This is a genomic window from Shouchella rhizosphaerae (assembly GCF_900142675.1).
GTDB lineage: Bacteria > Bacillota > Bacilli > Bacillales > Bacillaceae_D > Shouchella > Shouchella rhizosphaerae.
This window is the reverse complement of the sequence record NZ_FRBS01000001.1, coordinates 552,101-569,957: the sequence shown is the minus strand read 5'-3', so window position 1 is coordinate 569,957 and position 17,857 is coordinate 552,101. Positions and strand designations below refer to the sequence as shown.

General features: G+C 44.9%; 21 protein-coding genes. All 21 read right to left on the bottom strand.

Annotated features, from left to right (window positions below; translation table 11 throughout):
- Positions 1–12: 12 nt before the first annotated feature.
- A complete protein-coding gene (aroH, locus tag BUC05_RS02965; protein WP_063609373.1) occupies positions 13–378 on the bottom strand; it encodes a chorismate mutase in 366 nt (121 codons plus the stop codon).
- Complete coding sequence (gene aroB, locus BUC05_RS02960) at positions 375–1,451, bottom strand: 3-dehydroquinate synthase (protein ID WP_011246736.1); 1,077 nt, start codon at positions 1,449–1,451, stop codon at positions 375–377. The genes aroH and aroB overlap by 4 nt, the downstream gene beginning before the upstream one ends.
- A 3-nt stretch (positions 1,452–1,454) precedes the next feature.
- The gene (gene aroC, locus BUC05_RS02955) at positions 1,455–2,627 is read right to left on the bottom strand and encodes a chorismate synthase (RefSeq protein ID WP_011246735.1); all 1,173 of its coding nucleotides are present in this window, start codon (positions 2,625–2,627) and stop codon (positions 1,455–1,457) included.
- A gap of 88 nt (positions 2,628–2,715) precedes the next feature.
- Entirely contained in the window at positions 2,716–3,504 is a 789-nt protein-coding gene (locus BUC05_RS02950) for a CheR family methyltransferase (RefSeq protein ID WP_306344765.1), read from the bottom strand.
- Between the two features lie 181 nt (positions 3,505–3,685).
- Complete coding sequence (gene ndk, locus BUC05_RS02945) at positions 3,686–4,129, bottom strand: nucleoside-diphosphate kinase (RefSeq protein WP_011246733.1); 444 nt, start codon at positions 4,127–4,129, stop codon at positions 3,686–3,688.
- A 129-nt stretch (positions 4,130–4,258) separates the two neighbouring features.
- Positions 4,259–5,230 (bottom strand): heptaprenyl diphosphate synthase component II, encoded by a 972-nt coding sequence (gene hepT, locus BUC05_RS02940; RefSeq protein WP_011246732.1) that lies wholly within the window; start codon positions 5,228–5,230, stop codon positions 4,259–4,261.
- Between the two features lie 25 nt (positions 5,231–5,255).
- Positions 5,256–6,113, bottom strand: coding sequence for a menaquinone biosynthesis protein (locus tag BUC05_RS02935; RefSeq protein ID WP_035204135.1), 858 nt, complete (start codon positions 6,111–6,113; stop codon positions 5,256–5,258).
- 11 nt (positions 6,114–6,124) lie between these two features.
- Positions 6,125–7,012: a UbiA-like polyprenyltransferase gene (locus tag BUC05_RS02930; RefSeq protein WP_011246730.1), complete on the bottom strand. Its 888-nt coding sequence runs from the start codon at positions 7,010–7,012 to the stop codon at positions 6,125–6,127.
- A gap of 33 nt (positions 7,013–7,045) precedes the next feature.
- Entirely contained in the window at positions 7,046–7,753 is a 708-nt protein-coding gene (gene menG, locus BUC05_RS02925; RefSeq protein WP_011246729.1) for a demethylmenaquinone methyltransferase, read from the bottom strand.
- A 5-nt stretch (positions 7,754–7,758) separates the two neighbouring features.
- Positions 7,759–8,505: a heptaprenyl diphosphate synthase component 1 gene (locus BUC05_RS02920; RefSeq protein ID WP_035204132.1), complete on the bottom strand. Its 747-nt coding sequence runs from the start codon at positions 8,503–8,505 to the stop codon at positions 7,759–7,761.
- Positions 8,506–8,603: 98 nt separating this feature from the next.
- Positions 8,604–8,831, bottom strand: coding sequence for a trp RNA-binding attenuation protein MtrB (mtrB, locus tag BUC05_RS02915; RefSeq protein ID WP_011246727.1), 228 nt, complete (start codon positions 8,829–8,831; stop codon positions 8,604–8,606).
- A 2-nt stretch (positions 8,832–8,833) separates the two neighbouring features.
- On the bottom strand, positions 8,834–9,403 hold the full coding sequence (gene folE / locus BUC05_RS02910; protein WP_011246726.1) for a GTP cyclohydrolase I FolE: 570 nt from the start codon (positions 9,401–9,403) through the stop codon (positions 8,834–8,836).
- Positions 9,404–9,588: 185 nt separating this feature from the next.
- Entirely contained in the window at positions 9,589–11,067 is a 1,479-nt protein-coding gene (gene spoIVA / locus BUC05_RS02905; protein ID WP_011246725.1) for a stage IV sporulation protein A, read from the bottom strand.
- Between the two features lie 246 nt (positions 11,068–11,313).
- Complete coding sequence (locus BUC05_RS02900; protein WP_035204130.1) at positions 11,314–12,033, bottom strand: hypothetical protein; 720 nt, start codon at positions 12,031–12,033, stop codon at positions 11,314–11,316.
- 25 nt (positions 12,034–12,058) lie between these two features.
- The gene (locus BUC05_RS02895) at positions 12,059–12,265 is read right to left on the bottom strand and encodes a DUF2768 domain-containing protein (protein WP_011246723.1); all 207 of its coding nucleotides are present in this window, start codon (positions 12,263–12,265) and stop codon (positions 12,059–12,061) included.
- 210 nt (positions 12,266–12,475) lie between these two features.
- The gene (locus BUC05_RS02890) at positions 12,476–12,742 is read right to left on the bottom strand and encodes a stage VI sporulation protein F (RefSeq protein WP_011246722.1); all 267 of its coding nucleotides are present in this window, start codon (positions 12,740–12,742) and stop codon (positions 12,476–12,478) included.
- A 99-nt stretch (positions 12,743–12,841) separates the two neighbouring features.
- Positions 12,842–13,864, bottom strand: a complete 1,023-nt coding sequence (locus tag BUC05_RS02885; protein ID WP_035204127.1) for an NAD(P)H-dependent glycerol-3-phosphate dehydrogenase — start codon at positions 13,862–13,864, stop codon at positions 12,842–12,844.
- 12 nt (positions 13,865–13,876) lie between these two features.
- Positions 13,877–14,494, bottom strand: a complete 618-nt coding sequence (gene plsY, locus BUC05_RS02880; RefSeq protein ID WP_011246720.1) for a glycerol-3-phosphate 1-O-acyltransferase PlsY — start codon at positions 14,492–14,494, stop codon at positions 13,877–13,879.
- 22 nt (positions 14,495–14,516) lie between these two features.
- The gene (gene der, locus BUC05_RS02875) at positions 14,517–15,830 is read right to left on the bottom strand and encodes a ribosome biogenesis GTPase Der (RefSeq protein WP_035204261.1); all 1,314 of its coding nucleotides are present in this window, start codon (positions 15,828–15,830) and stop codon (positions 14,517–14,519) included.
- Positions 15,831–15,908: 78 nt separating this feature from the next.
- On the bottom strand, positions 15,909–16,532 hold the full coding sequence (locus tag BUC05_RS02870) for a YphA family membrane protein (RefSeq protein WP_035204126.1): 624 nt from the start codon (positions 16,530–16,532) through the stop codon (positions 15,909–15,911).
- 90 nt (positions 16,533–16,622) lie between these two features.
- Complete coding sequence (gene rpsA / locus BUC05_RS02865; RefSeq protein ID WP_035204124.1) at positions 16,623–17,777, bottom strand: 30S ribosomal protein S1; 1,155 nt, start codon at positions 17,775–17,777, stop codon at positions 16,623–16,625.
- Positions 17,778–17,857: the final 80 nt, after the last annotated feature.

Below are 17,857 nucleotides of genomic sequence, written 5' to 3'. Positions count from 1 at the left end.
CGCCCTAAGCGCCTATTTTTTTAATAAATCAGGGCGCAACACAATTGCCCCTTCTAAAAAAACATGCTTGATCTCCTCTTGCTTTAAAGATGTATTCACTGTCATCATTACACGGATACAAAGGGGCAAGCTTCCTTTTACCGGAATTTCTTGAGCGCACATTACAGGAACGTATTGCCATCCTTGTAAATGCCGGACCGCCTTCGCCGGAAATGTAGCATCAATATCGTTTGTAGCCGTCACAATCACTTGGGCGATTTGCTCGGGCTGCAACTCATTTTGACTGACCATTTCCCGCACGAGTGTTTCTGTAGCCTGTTCAATTTCTTGCGCCTCATTTTTTGTTACGGTTGTTGCACCTCGGACGCCACGAATCATGATCTTCCTCCCAGTTCTTCTTCTAACAACTCTAAAAGCAAATGTTCATCGACTGTTTTTGTATAGGCGGCTCCAAGCTGAGCGAGCAACACCATGACAATCTTTCCTGCATTCGTTTTTTTGTCGCTTTTCATACGGGCAAGCAACCGTTGTGCTGAAAGCCCTGCTGGCAAACGAAGGTCATAACCGAGGGCAGAAAACCACTCTTCATAATCGGCAAGCCGCAAATCCTCTTTTGTAAAACGGAGGCTAAGACGAAAAGCAAAACGCATGCCGATTGCCACCGCTTCGCCATGGGTTATCTTTCCATACCCTAGTTCTGCTTCAATCGCATGAGCGAGTGTATGACCAAAGTTCAAATGGGCGCGGATGCCATGCTCTTTTTCATCTTTGCCAACAATGTCGGCTTTGATGGCAATCGCCTTGGCCACCATTTTTTGCAAATTATCTGCTTTTATACTTGTTAGTGCAGGCACTGTTTCACGCAGCCAAGCTAAAAAAGATGCGTCGGCTATAAAACCAAGTTTAACGATTTCTGCAAAACCAGAACGCCATTCGTGTTCCGGCAAAGTTGCCAACAATTCTGTGTCAAACAAGACAGCTTCAGGCTGATGAAAAACACCAATCATATTTTTAGCGGCAGGCAAATTGACTGCTACTTTTCCGCCAACGCTTGAATCATGGGCAAGCAAAGTAGTTGGAACTTGAATAAAGCGAACGCCACGCATATAGGTCCCCGCTACAAACCCGGCCAAATCGCCAACAACGCCGCCTCCAAAAGCGATGATAACCGACTGGCGGTCAAGCTGTTTTTCCAAACAAAAAGCGGCAAGCTGCTCATACACATGAAAAGACTTTGATTGTTCCCCCGCTTTCACGACAAACGTATGAGGCTCCTTTGAAAAAGAAGAAACCAACACATCAAGATAACGGTTTGCGACATTTTCATCTGAAACGATCAAATAGGAAGAAGCCGGGGCAAGCGCTTCAATCGTTTTGCCTGCCTCCCGCAAAATTCCTGACCCCACTTCAGCCTTGTATTGTTTTGAAGAGGTGTGAATGTCTACAAACATCGTTTAAAACTCCTTTGAAGCGGCATGGTGACGTTCGACAGCTGCCTGGATCAGAGGAAGCTGGTCAGAACCAAATGTATCAAGCAAGGCATTGGCAACTTCCCACGCTACCACATTTTCGCAGACAACCGATGCAGCGGGAACGGCACAGCTATCGGAACGTTCAACACCTGCGGCAAATGGTTCTTTCGAATCAATATCTACGCTTTGCAGCGGCTTATACAACGTTGGGATTGGCTTCATCACACCTTTTACGACAATCGGCATACCGTTGGTCATCCCGCCTTCAAAACCGCCAAGGCGATTCGTTTTCCGCTTATAGCCTTCCTCTTCGCTCCAAGTAATCTCATCATGAACTTGGCTGCCTGGAAGCCGCGCTGCCTCAAAGCCAATGCCAATCTCTACACCTTTAAACGCGTTGATGCTCATGACTGCGCCAGCGATTTTGCCATCCAATTTGCGGTCATAATGGACATGGCTGCCGAGGCCAATAGGCACGCCAGCAACAACGACTTCAACTATGCCGCCAATCGAATCACCATCTTGTTTTGCCTTGTCAATGGCTGCCATCATCTTTTTGCTTGCATCCTCGTCTAAACAGCGTACAGGTGACTCTTCTGAGCGCTTTTGCAATTCTTGGATCGTGGCATAGTTTGTTTCCTCAGCCCGAATGCCGCCAATTTCGCGGACATGTCCGGCAACTTCAATGCCACAAGCTTTAAGGATGACCTTTGCCAATGCTCCACAGGCAACACGGACAGTCGTTTCCCGCGCTGATGAACGCTCTAAAACATTGCGCATATCGCGGTGCCCGTACTTGATTGCACCATTTAAATCAGCATGACCTGGACGGGGACGTGTTAACTTCCGTCTCATTTTTTCCGCTTCTTCCTCACTTATCGGTTCAGCGCCCATTATTTTTGTCCAATTTTTCCAATCTTTATTTTCGACAACAAATGTGATAGGGGCACCAGTCGTCATGCCATGGCGTACGCCGCTTACTATTTGAACGCGGTCTTTTTCAATTTGCATACGGCGACCACGGCCGTAACCGCCTTGGCGCCTAGCCAATTCACGGTCAATATCTTCTGCCAAAAGCGGCAATTGCGCTGGCACGCCTTCAATAATCGCAGTCAGTTGTGGTCCATGTGACTCTCCTGCTGTTAAAAATCTCAATGTTAACACCCTTTCCTATCTTGCCGGCAATACTTTATCGCTTTTATGCGTTAAATTATAGCATGTATTGGAGCAATTGTCTGTACATTCATGTTACTTTTTCATAAAAAAACGGCTTTATTGCTTGTAGACCATATTGTTGGGGATCAAAAATTTGTTCCGTACTGCCGACAAACAGAACTCCGCCATGAACCAAAGACTCACTAAATTTTTTGAAAATCGTTTGCTTTGCCTCCTCTGTAAAGTAAATAAGCACATTGCGGCAAATAATCAAATCGCAGCGTGTCGGGTACTCGTCAGCAAGTAAGTTAAGGCGCTTAAAATTCACAAGCTTTTTCACATCTTCTATGATGGCAAAATCGTCCCCTTGCTTACGAAAATAAGCATGTTGGAACTGGCTATTCATTTCTTTAAATGCATCCTGGCGGAAACGGCCTAACCGTGCCTTTTCTAGTATGGCCGAGTCGATATCGGTCGCAAGAATCGTTTTATTTTGTAAAGGAATATCTGCTTCTTTGATGAGCATCGCCAATGAATATGGTTCTTCTCCAGTCGAACAGGCGCTGCTCCAGATGTTCAATCCACTTTTTTTCGTCGCTAGTCGTGGCAAAATCTCTGTACGTAATGTCTCCCAACGAGTACGATTGCGGAAAAACGAAGACACATTGATTGTGACACGATCTACGCATTCTGTAAGCAGCAAAGGATCATTAGCCATCGCGTCCGCATAGCTTGAAAAGCTTGAAAAATGCCGTTTATCGCGAAGTGCAGTGAGCCTCCGTTTCATCTGCGTCTCTTTATATGCTTGCAAATGAATGCCACTCAGTTTGAAAAAAACAGAAACGAATTGTTCATAATCTTCATCTATTCTCATCATGTTGCCGTTTTTCTGGCAGATACGTCTGCCAAAAAACGTTCTTCCTTTCCATGTAATACTTTACTCTTAAAATGAGTGTACCATGTTTAACGGTAGCTCGACACAGTCAAGCAGACTTCTTTTTAAAACGCGTTCGTTTTACATAAAAAAGCCAGTTGAGCAGAACCCAACTGGCTTTGTTTTAAACCCATTTATTGCTGTCTTTTTGATAATCGTTTAGCTCTTCTTCTTTAAAAAAAATAGCGATTTCACGCTCAGCTGATTCTGGGGAATCAGATCCGTGTACGACATTCATGCCAACGTTGACTGCTAAGTCGCCGCGTATCGTCCCTGGAGCAGCCTCGCTAGGATTGGTGGCGCCAATGAGTTGTCTAGCTGCTTTAATAACTCCTTCTCCTTCCCAAACCATCGCAAACACAGGTCCGGAAGTAATAAAGCTAACAAGCTCGCCAAAAAACGGGCGTTCCCGATGTTCGCTATAATGCGTTTCCGCCGTTTCTTTGCTTAAAGTGACCAGCTTAGCTGCAGCAAGCGTGTACCCTTTTTGTTCAAACCGCGATACAATGTTTCCAATCAAATTACGTTGTACGCCATCAGGCTTAACCATTACGTATGTACGTTCCATTGTCTAACCTCGCTTTATGAATGTTTACACCGAACGTTTCAAGTATAGCAAATTAGGAAAACGCTAACAATAAGATTTCTTAGAATAGAGGGGCTTTTTTACAAACAAAAAAGCCAGCTTGCCGCTGGCTTAGTATTTTCTCCGTCCTATGTAACTGGCCACTTCAATTAAATGCCTTTTGGCATCAATGTCGGGAAATCCCATTAAAAGCGTGTTTGCCTTGTGCAAATAGCGATCACTCATTGCCTGTGCATATTCAATCCCGCCTGATGTGCGGACTTCATTTAATAGCGGCTCCATGTCCATTTCTAAAGAAGACTCTTTCGTTAATGACTTCTCTAGCCGTTGTTTAAATCCAGGCGTGTGCTCAATCGCATACAGCGCAGGCAACGTGACATTGCCTTGGCGTAAATCGCCCCCGGCTGGCTTGCCTAGCTGTTCATTGGTGCCTACAAAATCGAGTATGTCGTCCATAATTTGATAAGACATCCCAAGAAAATAAGCAAAGTAATAAAGGTTTTTTTGGAGTTCATCTGTCGCGCCTGAAACGATGGCACCCAGCTGGCAGCTAACGGCAATCAACAATGCCGTTTTACGTTTAATCCTCCTCAAGTAAATGCGTAAACCTTGATCCCAATTGTACTGGTCTCGGATTTGTTCAATTTCGCCTCGGCATATTTGGTTCATGACGTCGGAAATAATCGTATGGACTCGTTTATCGCTGAAGGCTTTTGTCGTTTCAATCGCGTGCCCGAAAATGTAGTCGCCAGTATACATCGCTACACGGTTATCCCAACGAGACATCACTGTTTCCCGCCCACGCCTTAGCGGCGCATTATCAATGACATCATCATGGACAAGGGAACCCATATGAATGAGTTCAAGCGTAACGGCAATGTGCTTTAATCTGTCTAATTGATAATCGCCAAACTTCCCGGCCAAAAGCACGAGCACAGGACGGATTCGTTTCCCACCGGCTTTTAACAACCCCGTTGATGCTTCTTTTAAAACAGGGTGTTTAGCCGAAAGGGTTCGTTCCAATTCCGCTTCAATAAATTCTATATCTCCTTGAAATGCTTTATAAATATCTGCTAACTTCATCAACGCCACCCTCGTGCAGAAACTGTTACTGCTTATATTTTATAACAGACGTGGTCGGCCTCCACTTACTCAATGTAGGCACTTCCCGTTCAAGAAAGCCTTCTTCATAACAAAGCTGAAAATAATACAGCAAACCTTGCTCCGTTTTGCTTGTTGGCTGATGAAGCAGTGCCTCAAAGTACATGTCCCAGAAAGAAAGGCTTGCCATTCCTTTACGCTCTAAATAACGGCTTATCTGCCTATACCCATCCGCTGCTGTTCGCAAATAACTTTTTCTTAAGGATTGGTGTAGCATGTTAATTTCTTCCGCTTTGCTTTCGAGCGCATCTTTCCTAACTGCAAATAACGCGTACGTCATCGGTAAGCCTGTCCATTCATACCACAGCTGGCCAAGGTCATACACATAAGGGGCATCAGCGTGGCGCTCTCGAATGGCGTCATCGCCTATTAAAAGGGCTGCTGTATGGGATGTAAGCATGTTTGCCAAATCAGGCTTTTCTTGTTTATAGCAAGGTGTTACCTGATAAAAACGCTTTAATACGATTTTCAGCAAATGAACCGTTGTCTCTGAGCTTGTTGTCAAAGCCACCGACTCGCCCTCAAGCTTATTAATCGGCACTTTTGAAAACAAGAGCAGAGAGTGAACCATGCCAGCCGAAGCAACACAAAGATCCGGTAACACCACATAGTCTTTTTCATTTTTGCCGTAGGAAAAAGACGATATGGCGGCAGCTTGAAGTTCGCCAGAGGCTAGCATATGGTTGATATTCGCTGGTACATTTTGCGTTATGCATATGCCGTGTTGCTCTAATGAGCTACGGTCCAGCTCGAAGAAAAACGGCAATGTGTTGGTATATGCAATTTCTCCAACATGTAAGCTCATAGGAACCTCCTTTAATAAAACCGGATGACAAGCATATCGGCAAAAGCAAATAAAAACATGACGACACTAAGCGTCCCATTCATCGGAAAAAACGCCAATTGCACTTTCGATAAATCTTTCTCAGAAACAATTAAATGCTGGTAAACCATAATCATTCCTGAAAGGGCGACGCCCACCAAGTAAATCCATGTCAAAGGCGTTAAAAAGTAGAGACCAACAAAAAACGCAAAACTGACGACATGAAAACAACGGGCGATCCATAACGCTTTTTTGATGCCAAAACGGCTTGGAATCGAATGGAGCCCGTGTGTTTGATCGTATTCAGCATCCTGTGTTGCATACACGGTGTCAAAACCAGCAAGCCAAAACATGACAGCCAAAAACAAACAAAAGCTAGCCAATGGCAACTGGCCAGTTACAGCAACCCATCCGCCTAAAGGCGCAATCCCGATCGTTATCCCTAAAATTAAGTGGCATGCCCACGTAAAACGTTTGGTATAGGAATAAAACACAAGAAAGAATACAGCAATTGGCAACAAATAGACGGAAAGAATATTCAACTGCGAAGCAGCCAAAAACAATAGTGCAAAAGAAGCGACAATAAAAATCCAGACATCCGCCTTCGATAACAGCCCTGCTGGTATCTCCCTGTTAGCCGTTCTAGGGTTTTCACGGTCAAACTTAGCGTCTATGACGCGGTTAAGCGACATCGCGGCACTCCTTGCTCCGACCATCGCCAATGTCACCCAAAGCCACTGAAGCAACGAAGGAAACTGGCCGTAGGCAATTAAACTGCCAAGCAACATTGCTAGGAATGCAAACGGCAATGCAAAAATTGTATGTTCAAATTTAATCATTCGCAAAAAGATTTTCGTTTTATTTAAAGATGCAGTAGCCATTACTGCCTTACTCCTCTCCAATATCACACATTTCTATATCGGTTTTATCCCCATATGCATAGCGCAAACACCGCCTGTGTAGCTCTTTACTGTAACATCCTTCATTCCAGCTTCAACGAACATGTCCCGAAGTTTGTCTTTTCCTGGAAACGCTAATGTTGATTCTTGGAGCCACGAATATTCTTCGTATTTTTTTGCAAACACTTTTCCTGCAAGGGGCATAATCCGCTTAAAATAAAAAAAGTATAGTTGTTTAAAGACTGGTATGGTTGGCTGCGACGTTTCGAGACAAACAATTTTGCCTCCAGGCTTCGCTACTCGGCACATCTCCTGTAACACTTGCATGTAATCAGGAACATTCCGCAACCCAAAACCGATCGTCACATAATCAAACGTGTTGTCATCATACGGAAGCGCCATTGCGTTTCCGTGGACGAGTGAGATATTAGTGCGCTTAGCAGCTGCAACTTTTTCACGTCCGACCGCGAGCATATTTTCGCTAAAATCAAGGCCAATCACGGACCCCTGCTCGCCAACGGCTTCCGACAGCGCCAACGTCCAATCGCCTGTGCCACAACATACATCGAGAGCACTCGTTCCTGCTTGGACATCCATTTGCTTCATTGTATCTTTACGCCAGCTTTTATGTTGCTGTAAACTGATAACAGAATTCATCACATCGTATTTTTTATAAATCGATTGAAATACGTCATGAACGCGTTGTTCTTTCGATTGGGCCACTCCTGCTACCTCCTTGCTTTTTCAAGGAATGTTTTTATAAACGCACTTGCTTTATTATTCTGCTTGTCCACTGCTTCTTGTAGCTGTTCTAATTGCCTCTGCTGTTCAACTTTAAAAAGAGAACCTTGTTTATTCTCAGCCATCCAAGCTTCAATGAGCGGCGATAAGCAACCCGCCTCAGCATTTTCTTTTTCTTTTTCTAAGCGTTTATACAGAAAAAACGGCCTAAGCAACGGCTCGTATCCTTCCTGACCAATTTCGTTGGCTATCGCCACTGCTAGTAGTGCTTCAATCTCTTCCGTTTGAGCGAGACGCATTTCAAACGAGTTGTCTTTGTCTAGGTGGCTTGCGATTTTCTTTTCATATACTTCTTGAAGGGTGCTGCCAAACAGTTCAATCATATCAACCGCATGGACTCGAGCCAAAGCTTGGTAGTAGAGGGCGCTATAAAAATCGCCAGCCAACACATTTAGTTGGCGCTTCTTTTTGGCAAACTCTTCATTTGTGTTATGTAAGGACACAAGATCGTGGATCAATAGTCCGGCATGGGCAAAGCCCCATGCAAGCGTGATCGCCCCGGCACGATCTGGCGGTTCCGATTCAGTCAAAATCGTATAAACCAGCCAAAGTTCATCGGCGTCGGGGCGGGTGTTGTCAATGTATCCTTGCAAATAATCGTATTGCAATATCCGTTCAAAGCGCTGTTTTATTTCAAGCGCCGATCGCATCTCCGGCAACGTTGTATTGCTCATTGTTCATGTCCCCTCTATCGCGTGCAACCCGCTAATGTTCTTTATATAGTATAGCATACGCCCTTATCCAATGAACACAAAGAAAAAAGCGCTCGCATTTAAGCGCCTGATTCCTCCGTATCCAATGTACCATGGCTTGTTTGGATAATCGCTTTGCCGCGGACTTTGACAGCTGACGTATGTTCTGTAAATTGGCCAATCATGACTTCGCCTTTGTCGAGTTTTTCCGAATGGTGGAAGCGGGTATCCGAACCGCGGGTAAGGCCAATAACCTGAACACCATTTTCTTTTGCTTTTATAACAAAAAAATCATTCTCATGCCCCATCGTTATACCTCCTTCGTTTGGATTAGTTGCAATACTTCCGCACGCGCTTCCCCGTCATTGGCGAATGAGCCGCGCACCGCTGTTGTCACCGTTTTCGAACCTGGCTTTTTAATGCCTCTCATTGCCATGCACATATGTTCTGCTGACAAAACGACCATTGCCCCTTTTGCATCTAAAGTAGACATGAGCACATCCGCTAATGTTTTTGTCATTCTTTCTTGTACTTGCGGCCTTCTTGCTATGCCATCGACAGTGCGCGCCAGCTTCGACAACCCTGTCACGATGCCATTTTTGGGAATGTAAGCAATATGAGCTTTCCCAAAAAACGGTACAAGGTGATGCTCGCACATCGAAAAGAACGGGATGTCTTTAACAAGGACAAGTTCTTCATGCTCTTCGCCAAACACCGTTTTTAAATGCTCGCTAGGATCTTCGTGGAGACCGCTGAACATTTCTTCATACATTTGCGCTACCCTTCTAGGGGTATCAGCAAGCCCCTCCCGTTCAGGGTCTTCGCCAATTGCTTCTAATATCATACGCACTGCTTGCTGCAATTTATCGTGGTCAACCATTCTTGTCCCTCCACCAAAACTCTTTATAAAGGATAAATCTCTTCTAAAGAGTAGCAAAAGAACAGTGGAAAAGCAAAAAGAACTCATCGCATTTGGCAATGAGTTAGTCGAAAGCACTCTCCGTTTAACAGTCAAACATAACAGATGCTAAAACAGCAAATACCTAAAGGGCCGCCTATGCCCGGTTACAAAATAATGGCAATCAATCCGCCAGAGCCTTCGTTAATAATACGTTCTAATGTTTCTTGCAGTTTGTAGCGGGCATTCTCAGGCATCAACGACAATTTAGCGGAAATCCCTTCACGGACGATCGAATTTAGGGACCGGCCGAAAATATCGGAGTTCCAAATCGAAAGCGGGTTTTCTTCAAAATCTTGCATTAAATAGCGAACGAGTTCTTCGCTTTGTTTTTCGGTGCCAATGATTGGCGCAAATTCCGATTCGACATCGACTTTAATCATATGGATGGATGGCGCTACTGCTTTTAAACGGACACCAAATCTTGAGCCATGGCGAATAATTTCTGGTTCATCCAAACTCATGTCATTCAAAGACGGCGCGGCAATGCCATACCCTGTTTGTTTCACCATGCGAAGAGCGTCTGCAACTTGGTCATACTCGGACTTGGCATGGGCAAAGTCTTGCATCAACGATAGCAAATGGTCCTTTCCTCGTATCTCAACCCCAACTACTTCTTTCAACACTTGATCGTACAAGGCATCAGGAGCATATAAATCAATTTCGGCAATTCCTTGGCCCATTTCAATTCCGGCCAATTTCGCTTTTTCAATAAACTCTAATTCCGTAAATTGGCTGACAACCCGATCAACGTCACGAAGACGTTTAATATCTTTGACAGTTTCTCGTACAGATTCTTCATAGCTTTGCCGCAGCCAATGCTCATTATTTAGAACCATGACCCAGCTTGGCAAATTGACATTGACTTCGTGAACGGGAAATTCAAAAAGAACTTCACGAAGCACACTATTTATATCATGGTCGGTCATGCTTTCAATGCTCATCGCCAGCACTGGAATATCGTATTCTTCTGCAAGTGATGTACGCAGCTCTTCCGTCTCTGGATGGCTTGGGCGTACACTGTTCACAATCATGATAAATGGCTTCCCGACTTCCTTAAGTTCCTCAACAACTCGCCCTTCTGATTCGAGATAGTCTTGTCGTGGAATATCGCCTATCGTTCCATCGGTTGTGATCACAACACCCAAAGTCGAATGCTCTTGAATGACTTTGCGCGTCCCTATTTCGGCCGCTTCTTGAAACGGAATCGGCTCTTCATACCATGGGGTGTGGATCATCCGTGGTCCATTTTCATCTTCGTAGCCTTTTGCGCCTGGAACAGCATAACCGACGCAATCAACGAGGCGAATATTGACGTCGAGCCCTTCATCCACATGAATCGAAACAGCTTGATTCGGAACAAATTTCGGCTCTGTTGTCATGATTGTTTTTCCTGCTGCCGATTGCGGAAGCTCATCTTGGGCACGCGCTTTGTCAGCCTCATTTTCAATATTCGGCAGCACGACTAGCTCCATGAATTTCTTAATAAATGTCGATTTTCCAGTGCGAACCGCCCCTACAACACCGAGATAAATGTCGCCTCCGGTCCGCTCTGCGATATCTTTAAAGATATCTACTTTTTCCAACAAAAGAATCCCCTCCCGGTCAAGTAAAGTTTGATGCAGCCGAGTCTTTCATATCTAACCACTATCATTTCTATGACATTGTCCACTTATTATGACTGACTAGGAAAAATTAAATTGTGCCTGCATCCAATGCTTGAGAAGGGGAGCCTCCCGCAACATGCCCCTTCCAATGTAACTATATGGATGGAAGGGGCAGATTAGACCTGTTTTATCAATTCGAATGGGAAGGACTTTGCAATCGGGGAGTTAATCGTAGAAACGTGTGTCGTATTGAATGTTGCCTTCCTCATCAAGGGAGTACGGCACTGAATACAATGGCAAAAAAGGAGAGTCTTCATATAAATAACGGCGGAGGTCGACACCTTCCTCAAAATCCTTTTCCTGCTCTGCCATCTTTAAATCGAGTAAATAATCGATTACCACTTCGCCCTCGTTTGTAAATAACAACGGCAGCGATGTTTGGTTATAAGGACTTGCTACATACGGCTCTTCTGAATAACCAAGTGCTTTATAATCGAGCGTAAACAAATTGTAGTCTAGCGCCTCTCCAATTGGCGCATATGTATGTTCTCGCATATAATCGTAAATCCGTTGCTGAAGGTCACGAACGACATTCATCGCCGTAACATCCAAGACTTTTACTTCTGGGTCCTCTTCTACATTTATGAGTGTATATTGGTGTGTACCGCCATTTTCAAAGGCTGTTCCCGGAGGCTGTTGCATATACCGGGGAACCAACTGCCTAAAATCAACCGTATAGCGCTGGTACTCGTGTGTATTCTCATCAAAATTAGTAATTGGGAGGACTCCGGTATCCTCACGAAATTGGTCAACCGCTGTTTGCACAGCCGCTAGTTGGTCTGGGTAAGCAATTTGATTTTCTGCTCTCTGCTCCTGTGGCAAAAAACAAGCACTAAGGAAAAGAACGGCACAAATTGCGATACAGGAAGCAAGAAGCTGCTTCATTGATTCATTCCTCCTTGCAAAATGGCTACCTGCCCGTTGATGTCGGACCGCCAAGAACGATATAGGCGACAATGATCCCTGAAACGAGCAGACAACAAAAAGAAAACGTTAACACAACTTTTGAAAAGAAGCCGCTTAGTTTTGTTCGCGCTAAAAGCGCGGTACCTGCAGAAATGAACATGAGCAGCAGACCGCCAAAAGATATGTACATATTTAACATCGCTTGCGACAATGCGAGACACCCCTCTTTTCAATTTGGTACATAGGCAAGTATACCATAAGGGAAGACAAGCAGATAGATATAAAAAAAGCTAGACAGGAGTGGGGCTCTCCTCTCTAGCTTGACTAAATCCTAATTCTTAGCCCTCTCTTTTAATAGTAGGTGTTCTATTAAAGTATATGCAGGCTCCAGGTTTTGGTCTAGATGTTTGACTAATTTGTCTTATTTTTTGTTGTTAAACATTTTAGCCAATGAAGCCATATCAGTTGGCATATTGTTGTTTAAAATCGCTTCAACGATTTGATCCTCTTGTTGTTTAGAGACTGGCCTGTTTGCAAGGGCAGCCACTTTTCCAATCAATTGGCGCACCGTTGCCTCATCTTTCAAATTGGCTTGACTAACAGAGTTTGCCAGCTTTAATAGCTCATCAGGGCGCACTTTTGTAGTTTTATGCACTTGATCAAAAAATGAGTCATTTTTCTTAAACACCTAAATCCCTCCTCATGCTTACGGTTCTCCTTATCGTATGCATGAGAAAAAAAGAGTGTGCGCAATTTAGACGCAATCAAAACGAACTAACCACCACGTTTACGAACGGTAAAGCGACTCCACTTCATGTCGTTTTACACGTCCCATTAATTCTTCAGCCGCTTGGTAAGGGTCGATTCCGTTAAACAGGACACTATAGAGCGCTTTGGTCACTGGCATATCAATCTCCAGCTTTTCGGATAGTTCATAGGCTGCCTGGGTTGTTCGAATTCCTTCGACTACCATTCCCATTTTTTCAAGCACTTCATCCATGGACAAACCTTCGCCAATCATTCGTCCAGCACGCCAGTTACGTGAATGCACACTTGTGCAAGTAACGATTAAATCGCCGAGCCCTGACAAACCGGAAAACGTTAATGGTTTGGCGCCCATTGTCGTGCCTAAGCGAGAGATTTCCGCTAACCCTCTCGTCATGATCGCTGCTTTTGTATTGTCCCCGTAACCAAGGCCATTTGTCACACCACAGGCTAGTGCAATAATGTTTTTTAGTGCCCCTCCGATTTCAACGCCGACCAAGTCAGGGTTGGTATAGACACGAAACTGTTGGTTCATAAACAAATTTTGCGTATACTTGGCTGCCTCATCATCCGCTGAAGCAACTGTAACGGTTGTCGGTTGGCGCAATGCGACTTCTTCGGCATGGCTGGGACCAGATAAAACGGTGATAGAAGAAATGCGATTTGTGCTTGCATCTTCTTCAGCGATCATTTCAGATATCCGCTTATGAGTCGCAGGTTCAATCCCTTTGCTTGCGTGAATAACCGGTACCGCCTTTTGCAAAGAGGGCACGATTTTACGGACAGTTTCACGCATCGCTTTAGTCGGAACGACTAGTACGATAGCTTCAACTCCACCAAGCGCTTCCTCCATCCCTGTATAACCGCGAATCGTTGTTGGCAATTCGATGTTCGGCAAATATGATACATTTGTATGACGTTCGTTCAATTCGTCCATTTGTTCTTGTCGGCGCCCGACGAGGCGAACATCATGGCCATTATCCGCGAGAACCATCGCTAAAGCGCTTCCCCAGCTTCCCGCTCCAATCACCGCAATTTTTTGCATTATGAACTCCTCCTATGCATGTTTTTTCCCTAATTTGTTTTCCGTGCCTGCAATAAGCCGCCCCATGTTCGTGCGGTGCCGCCATAAAGATAAGATGGCCAATAATACAGCTAAATAAATATACTCTAGTGGGTAATGAAAAAACGGCAGCATGATGAGCGCAGCAATTGGCGTTAACACTGCAAATAAAAGCGAACCAAGGGATACATATTTTGTGAAAACAATGCTTAAAATCGCTACAATTCCGGCACAAAGGGCAGGAAGAAATAAAAGCGTGGCCACAACGCCAATCGAAGTAGCAACTCCTTTTCCGCCGCGAAAGCCAAAATAAATAGGCCAATTATGTCCGAGAATCGCCGCTAAGCCAGCCAAAGCCGGCACAAGAGGGTAGTCCCCATTCGTGAGGGCAATGGCAAGAAGCGCAGGGGCCACCCCTTTCGCGACATCAAGTAAAAGGACACAAATGGCAGGTCCGATTCCAAGCACACGCAATGTATTTGTCGCTCCAGCATTGCCGCTTCCTTCACTGCGTATATCGATTTTCTTGATTTTCTTCGCAATGATATAGCTAAAGCTGACAGACCCAAGCAAATAACCGAACAACACCGTCGCAATTAATGAAACGATCATTCAGTTTCCCCCTTGCCAATTATTAATCATTCTTTTTTCGTGCAATGATGTGAATAGGCGTTCCTTCAAACTCAAAAGTAGCACGCAATCGGTTTTCTAAAAAGCGCCTATAAGAGAAATGCATCAGTTCGGGTTCGTTTACAAAGAACACGAATGTCGGCGGCTGTACGGCCACTTGCGTCACATAATTGATTTTCAGGCGCTTGCCTTTATCCGTTGGGGTTGGATTCATGGCTACCGCATCCATAATCATATCATTGAGGACATGAGTCGGCACACGAAGATGATGGCTTTCTGACACTTTCCTCACTTCAGGCAGCAACAAATGAAGGCGCTGCTTCGTCTTGGCGGACAAAAAACAAATCGGCGCATACGAAAGAAACTGAAACTCGGAACGGATGTCTTCGACAAATGTCTGCATCGTTTTGTCATCTTTTTTTACGGCGTCCCATTTGTTGACGACGATGACGATTGCCCTTCCCGCTTCATGGGCATAACCGGCTATTTTTTTATCTTGTTCAATAATCCCCTCTTCACCATCTAAGACGACAAGAACGACATCAGACCGCTCAATCGCCTTTAGTGAACGGAGCACACTATATTTTTCAGTGGCTTCATAAACTTTGCCACGCTTCCGCATACCGGCAGTATCAATTACAACATAATGTTGGCCATCTCGCGTAAAGGATGTATCAATCGCATCACGGGTCGTCCCTGGAATTTGGCTGACGATCACTCGCTCTTCACCAAGAAGCGCATTAACAAGCGAAGACTTGCCGACGTTCGGACGGCCGATCAGTGCCATTTTTATCGTATCATCTGCATAATCATCGTCGTTTTCTTCAGGAAAATGGCGAACCACTTCATCAAGCAAGTCGCCAATCCCTAATCCGTGGGAGCCTGAAATGCCGTAAGGCTCACCCGCCCCTAATGAATAGAACTCGTAAAGCAATTCCCTCATTTCTGGGTTGTCAACTTTATTAACAGCAAGCACAACCGGCTTTTTCGACCGGAAAAGCATGTTTGCCACTTCTTGGTCTGCGGCAGTGATTCCCTCTCGTCCATTGACCATAAAAATAATCACATTCGCTTCGTCAATAGCAATTTCCGCCTGTTGGCGCATTTGCACGAGCAACGGTTCATCGCCGAGTTCAATTCCGCCTGTGTCGATTACATAAAATTCGTGGTTAAGCCATTCGCCTTTGCTATATAAACGGTCACGTGTTACCCCCGGTAAGTCTTCAACAATGGCGACACGCTCGCCGACAATCCGGTTAAATATAGTTGACTTCCCTACATTCGGCCGGCCAACGATTGCAACAACTGGTTTAGTCACAATCACACACCCTTTCTCCTTCAAACTACTTAAAAAACAGCGTTCGTTTTCTTCTCCAGCTTAACCATTTTACTATCTTCATGCATGCTTGTCTATCCTTGTTGGCACTGGCTTCGGCTGTCTATTATTCGCAAGCACATGTTGGCGCCATTTCTCCATGGCAACCGAAAAGACCAAAGCGGCTGTACTCATGGAGACGCTAATGGCAAAAACGTCAAAAAACGCAAGCGAGCCAAGCTCCATTCCTCCGTTAAGTCCGTGGCGATACACGTTCAAAAACAAGTCGCCGTAAAGGAGGCCAGTCGCTAATGCAGCAGTACGGTTTGCTCTCCTTTTTATAATAAAAATGGTTAAAAGCACAGCACCTGCAGACAGAAAACGACCGTCAATGAGTAAAATAACCGGATCGAGACGAATCAATTCTTGTATGCCTATGTAGGTGGCCGCCACGAGTATACAGCAAACAGCTGGATACATGATGCCAATGAATTTAAGCTTTCCTAGCTGTAAATAACAGATCAATAGACTAAAAACATAGCCAATGCTAATTTGATTGCCTGAAATGATCACGTTCAAAGGAATGAAGCATAATAGCGCTAAAATGCTTGCACACATCACTTGCCGCAGTTCATTTTTCGGCAACAAAAACGTTCCGGCAATCCAAGCGAGCCAACCAAACCAGTAAACAAATACACCGTCCATTTCTCATCACCTCATTGGACAGTATCGGCGCTTTCACCAACATTTAGACATAAAAAAACCGGCGCAGCTCAGCTTGCGCCGGATCATGTGTTATTGGTCACGGTATTTTTTTAACTGATCGCCGATCATATCTCCAAGCGAGAAGCCTGATGGCTCGTCGTTGGCTGGCTTTTCATAAGCACATGTTTCTTTTCGTTCTTGCTCTTCAGACGCTTCGCGAATGCTAAGAGATACGCGTCTATCTGCTTCGCTAACCTCGAGCACTTTTGCTTGCACTTGTTGCCCTTCTTCCAACACTTCTTGCGGAGTGCCGATATGGCGTTTGGAAATTTGCGAGATATGGACGAGCCCTTCTACCCCTGGGGCAATTTCCACAAAAGCACCGAACGATACGAGGCGCTTCACTGTACCAGTAACGATATCACCAGCTGAAAATTTGCTTTCGATGTTTTCCCATGGGCCAGCTAGCATCTCTTTGATGGAGAGGGAAACGCGTTCGCTATCAGGATCAACGGAAAGCACTTTAACCTTCACTTCTTGCCCTTCTGACAGCACATCCGACGGATGCTCAACACGCTCATGGGCAATTTGTGAAATATGAACGAGCCCATCCACACCACCGACATCGACGAAAGCGCCAAAGCTGGTCAAGCGTTGAACTTTTCCTTCAACGACATCGCCAGTTGAAAGGGAGTGCAACACTTGCTTTTTCTTTTCTTCAATTTCGGCATCGAGAACAGCCCGTTGTGATAGAATCAACTTATTGTTGTCTTTGTCAATTTCTGTTACTTTTAAACGCAATGGCTTGCCTTTGTAATCAGAAAAATCTTCAACATAATGGCGCTCTACCAATGAAGCAGGAATAAACCCTCTTACGCCAACATCGACGACAAGGCCACCTTTCACAACTTCGGCTACTTCTGCTTCAATAACCTCGCCTTTTTCATACGCTTCCTCAAGCTGTTCCCACGCCTTTTCGGCTTGAACCGCTTTTTTCGACAAAATCAATTCATCATCTTCGACTTTTGTGACTTTCAGTTCTAATTCATCGTCAACAGAGAGGACATCGCTTGCCTTTTCTACATGCAGGCTCGACAATTCACTTATGGGCACGATGCCGTCTACTTTAAAGCCGACATCCACAAATGCCTGCTTGTCTTCAACTTTTGTTACTTTCCCTGTAACAATATCCCCTACAGAAAAAGATTTGATTTCATCCATGCCGTCATTCATTTCTTCGACCATTGACTTTTGCCTCCTTCAATCCGGCAACGCCGGGCATCTTGCGTTTTTTTATAAACAGCCTCCAATGTTTCTGAGAACGA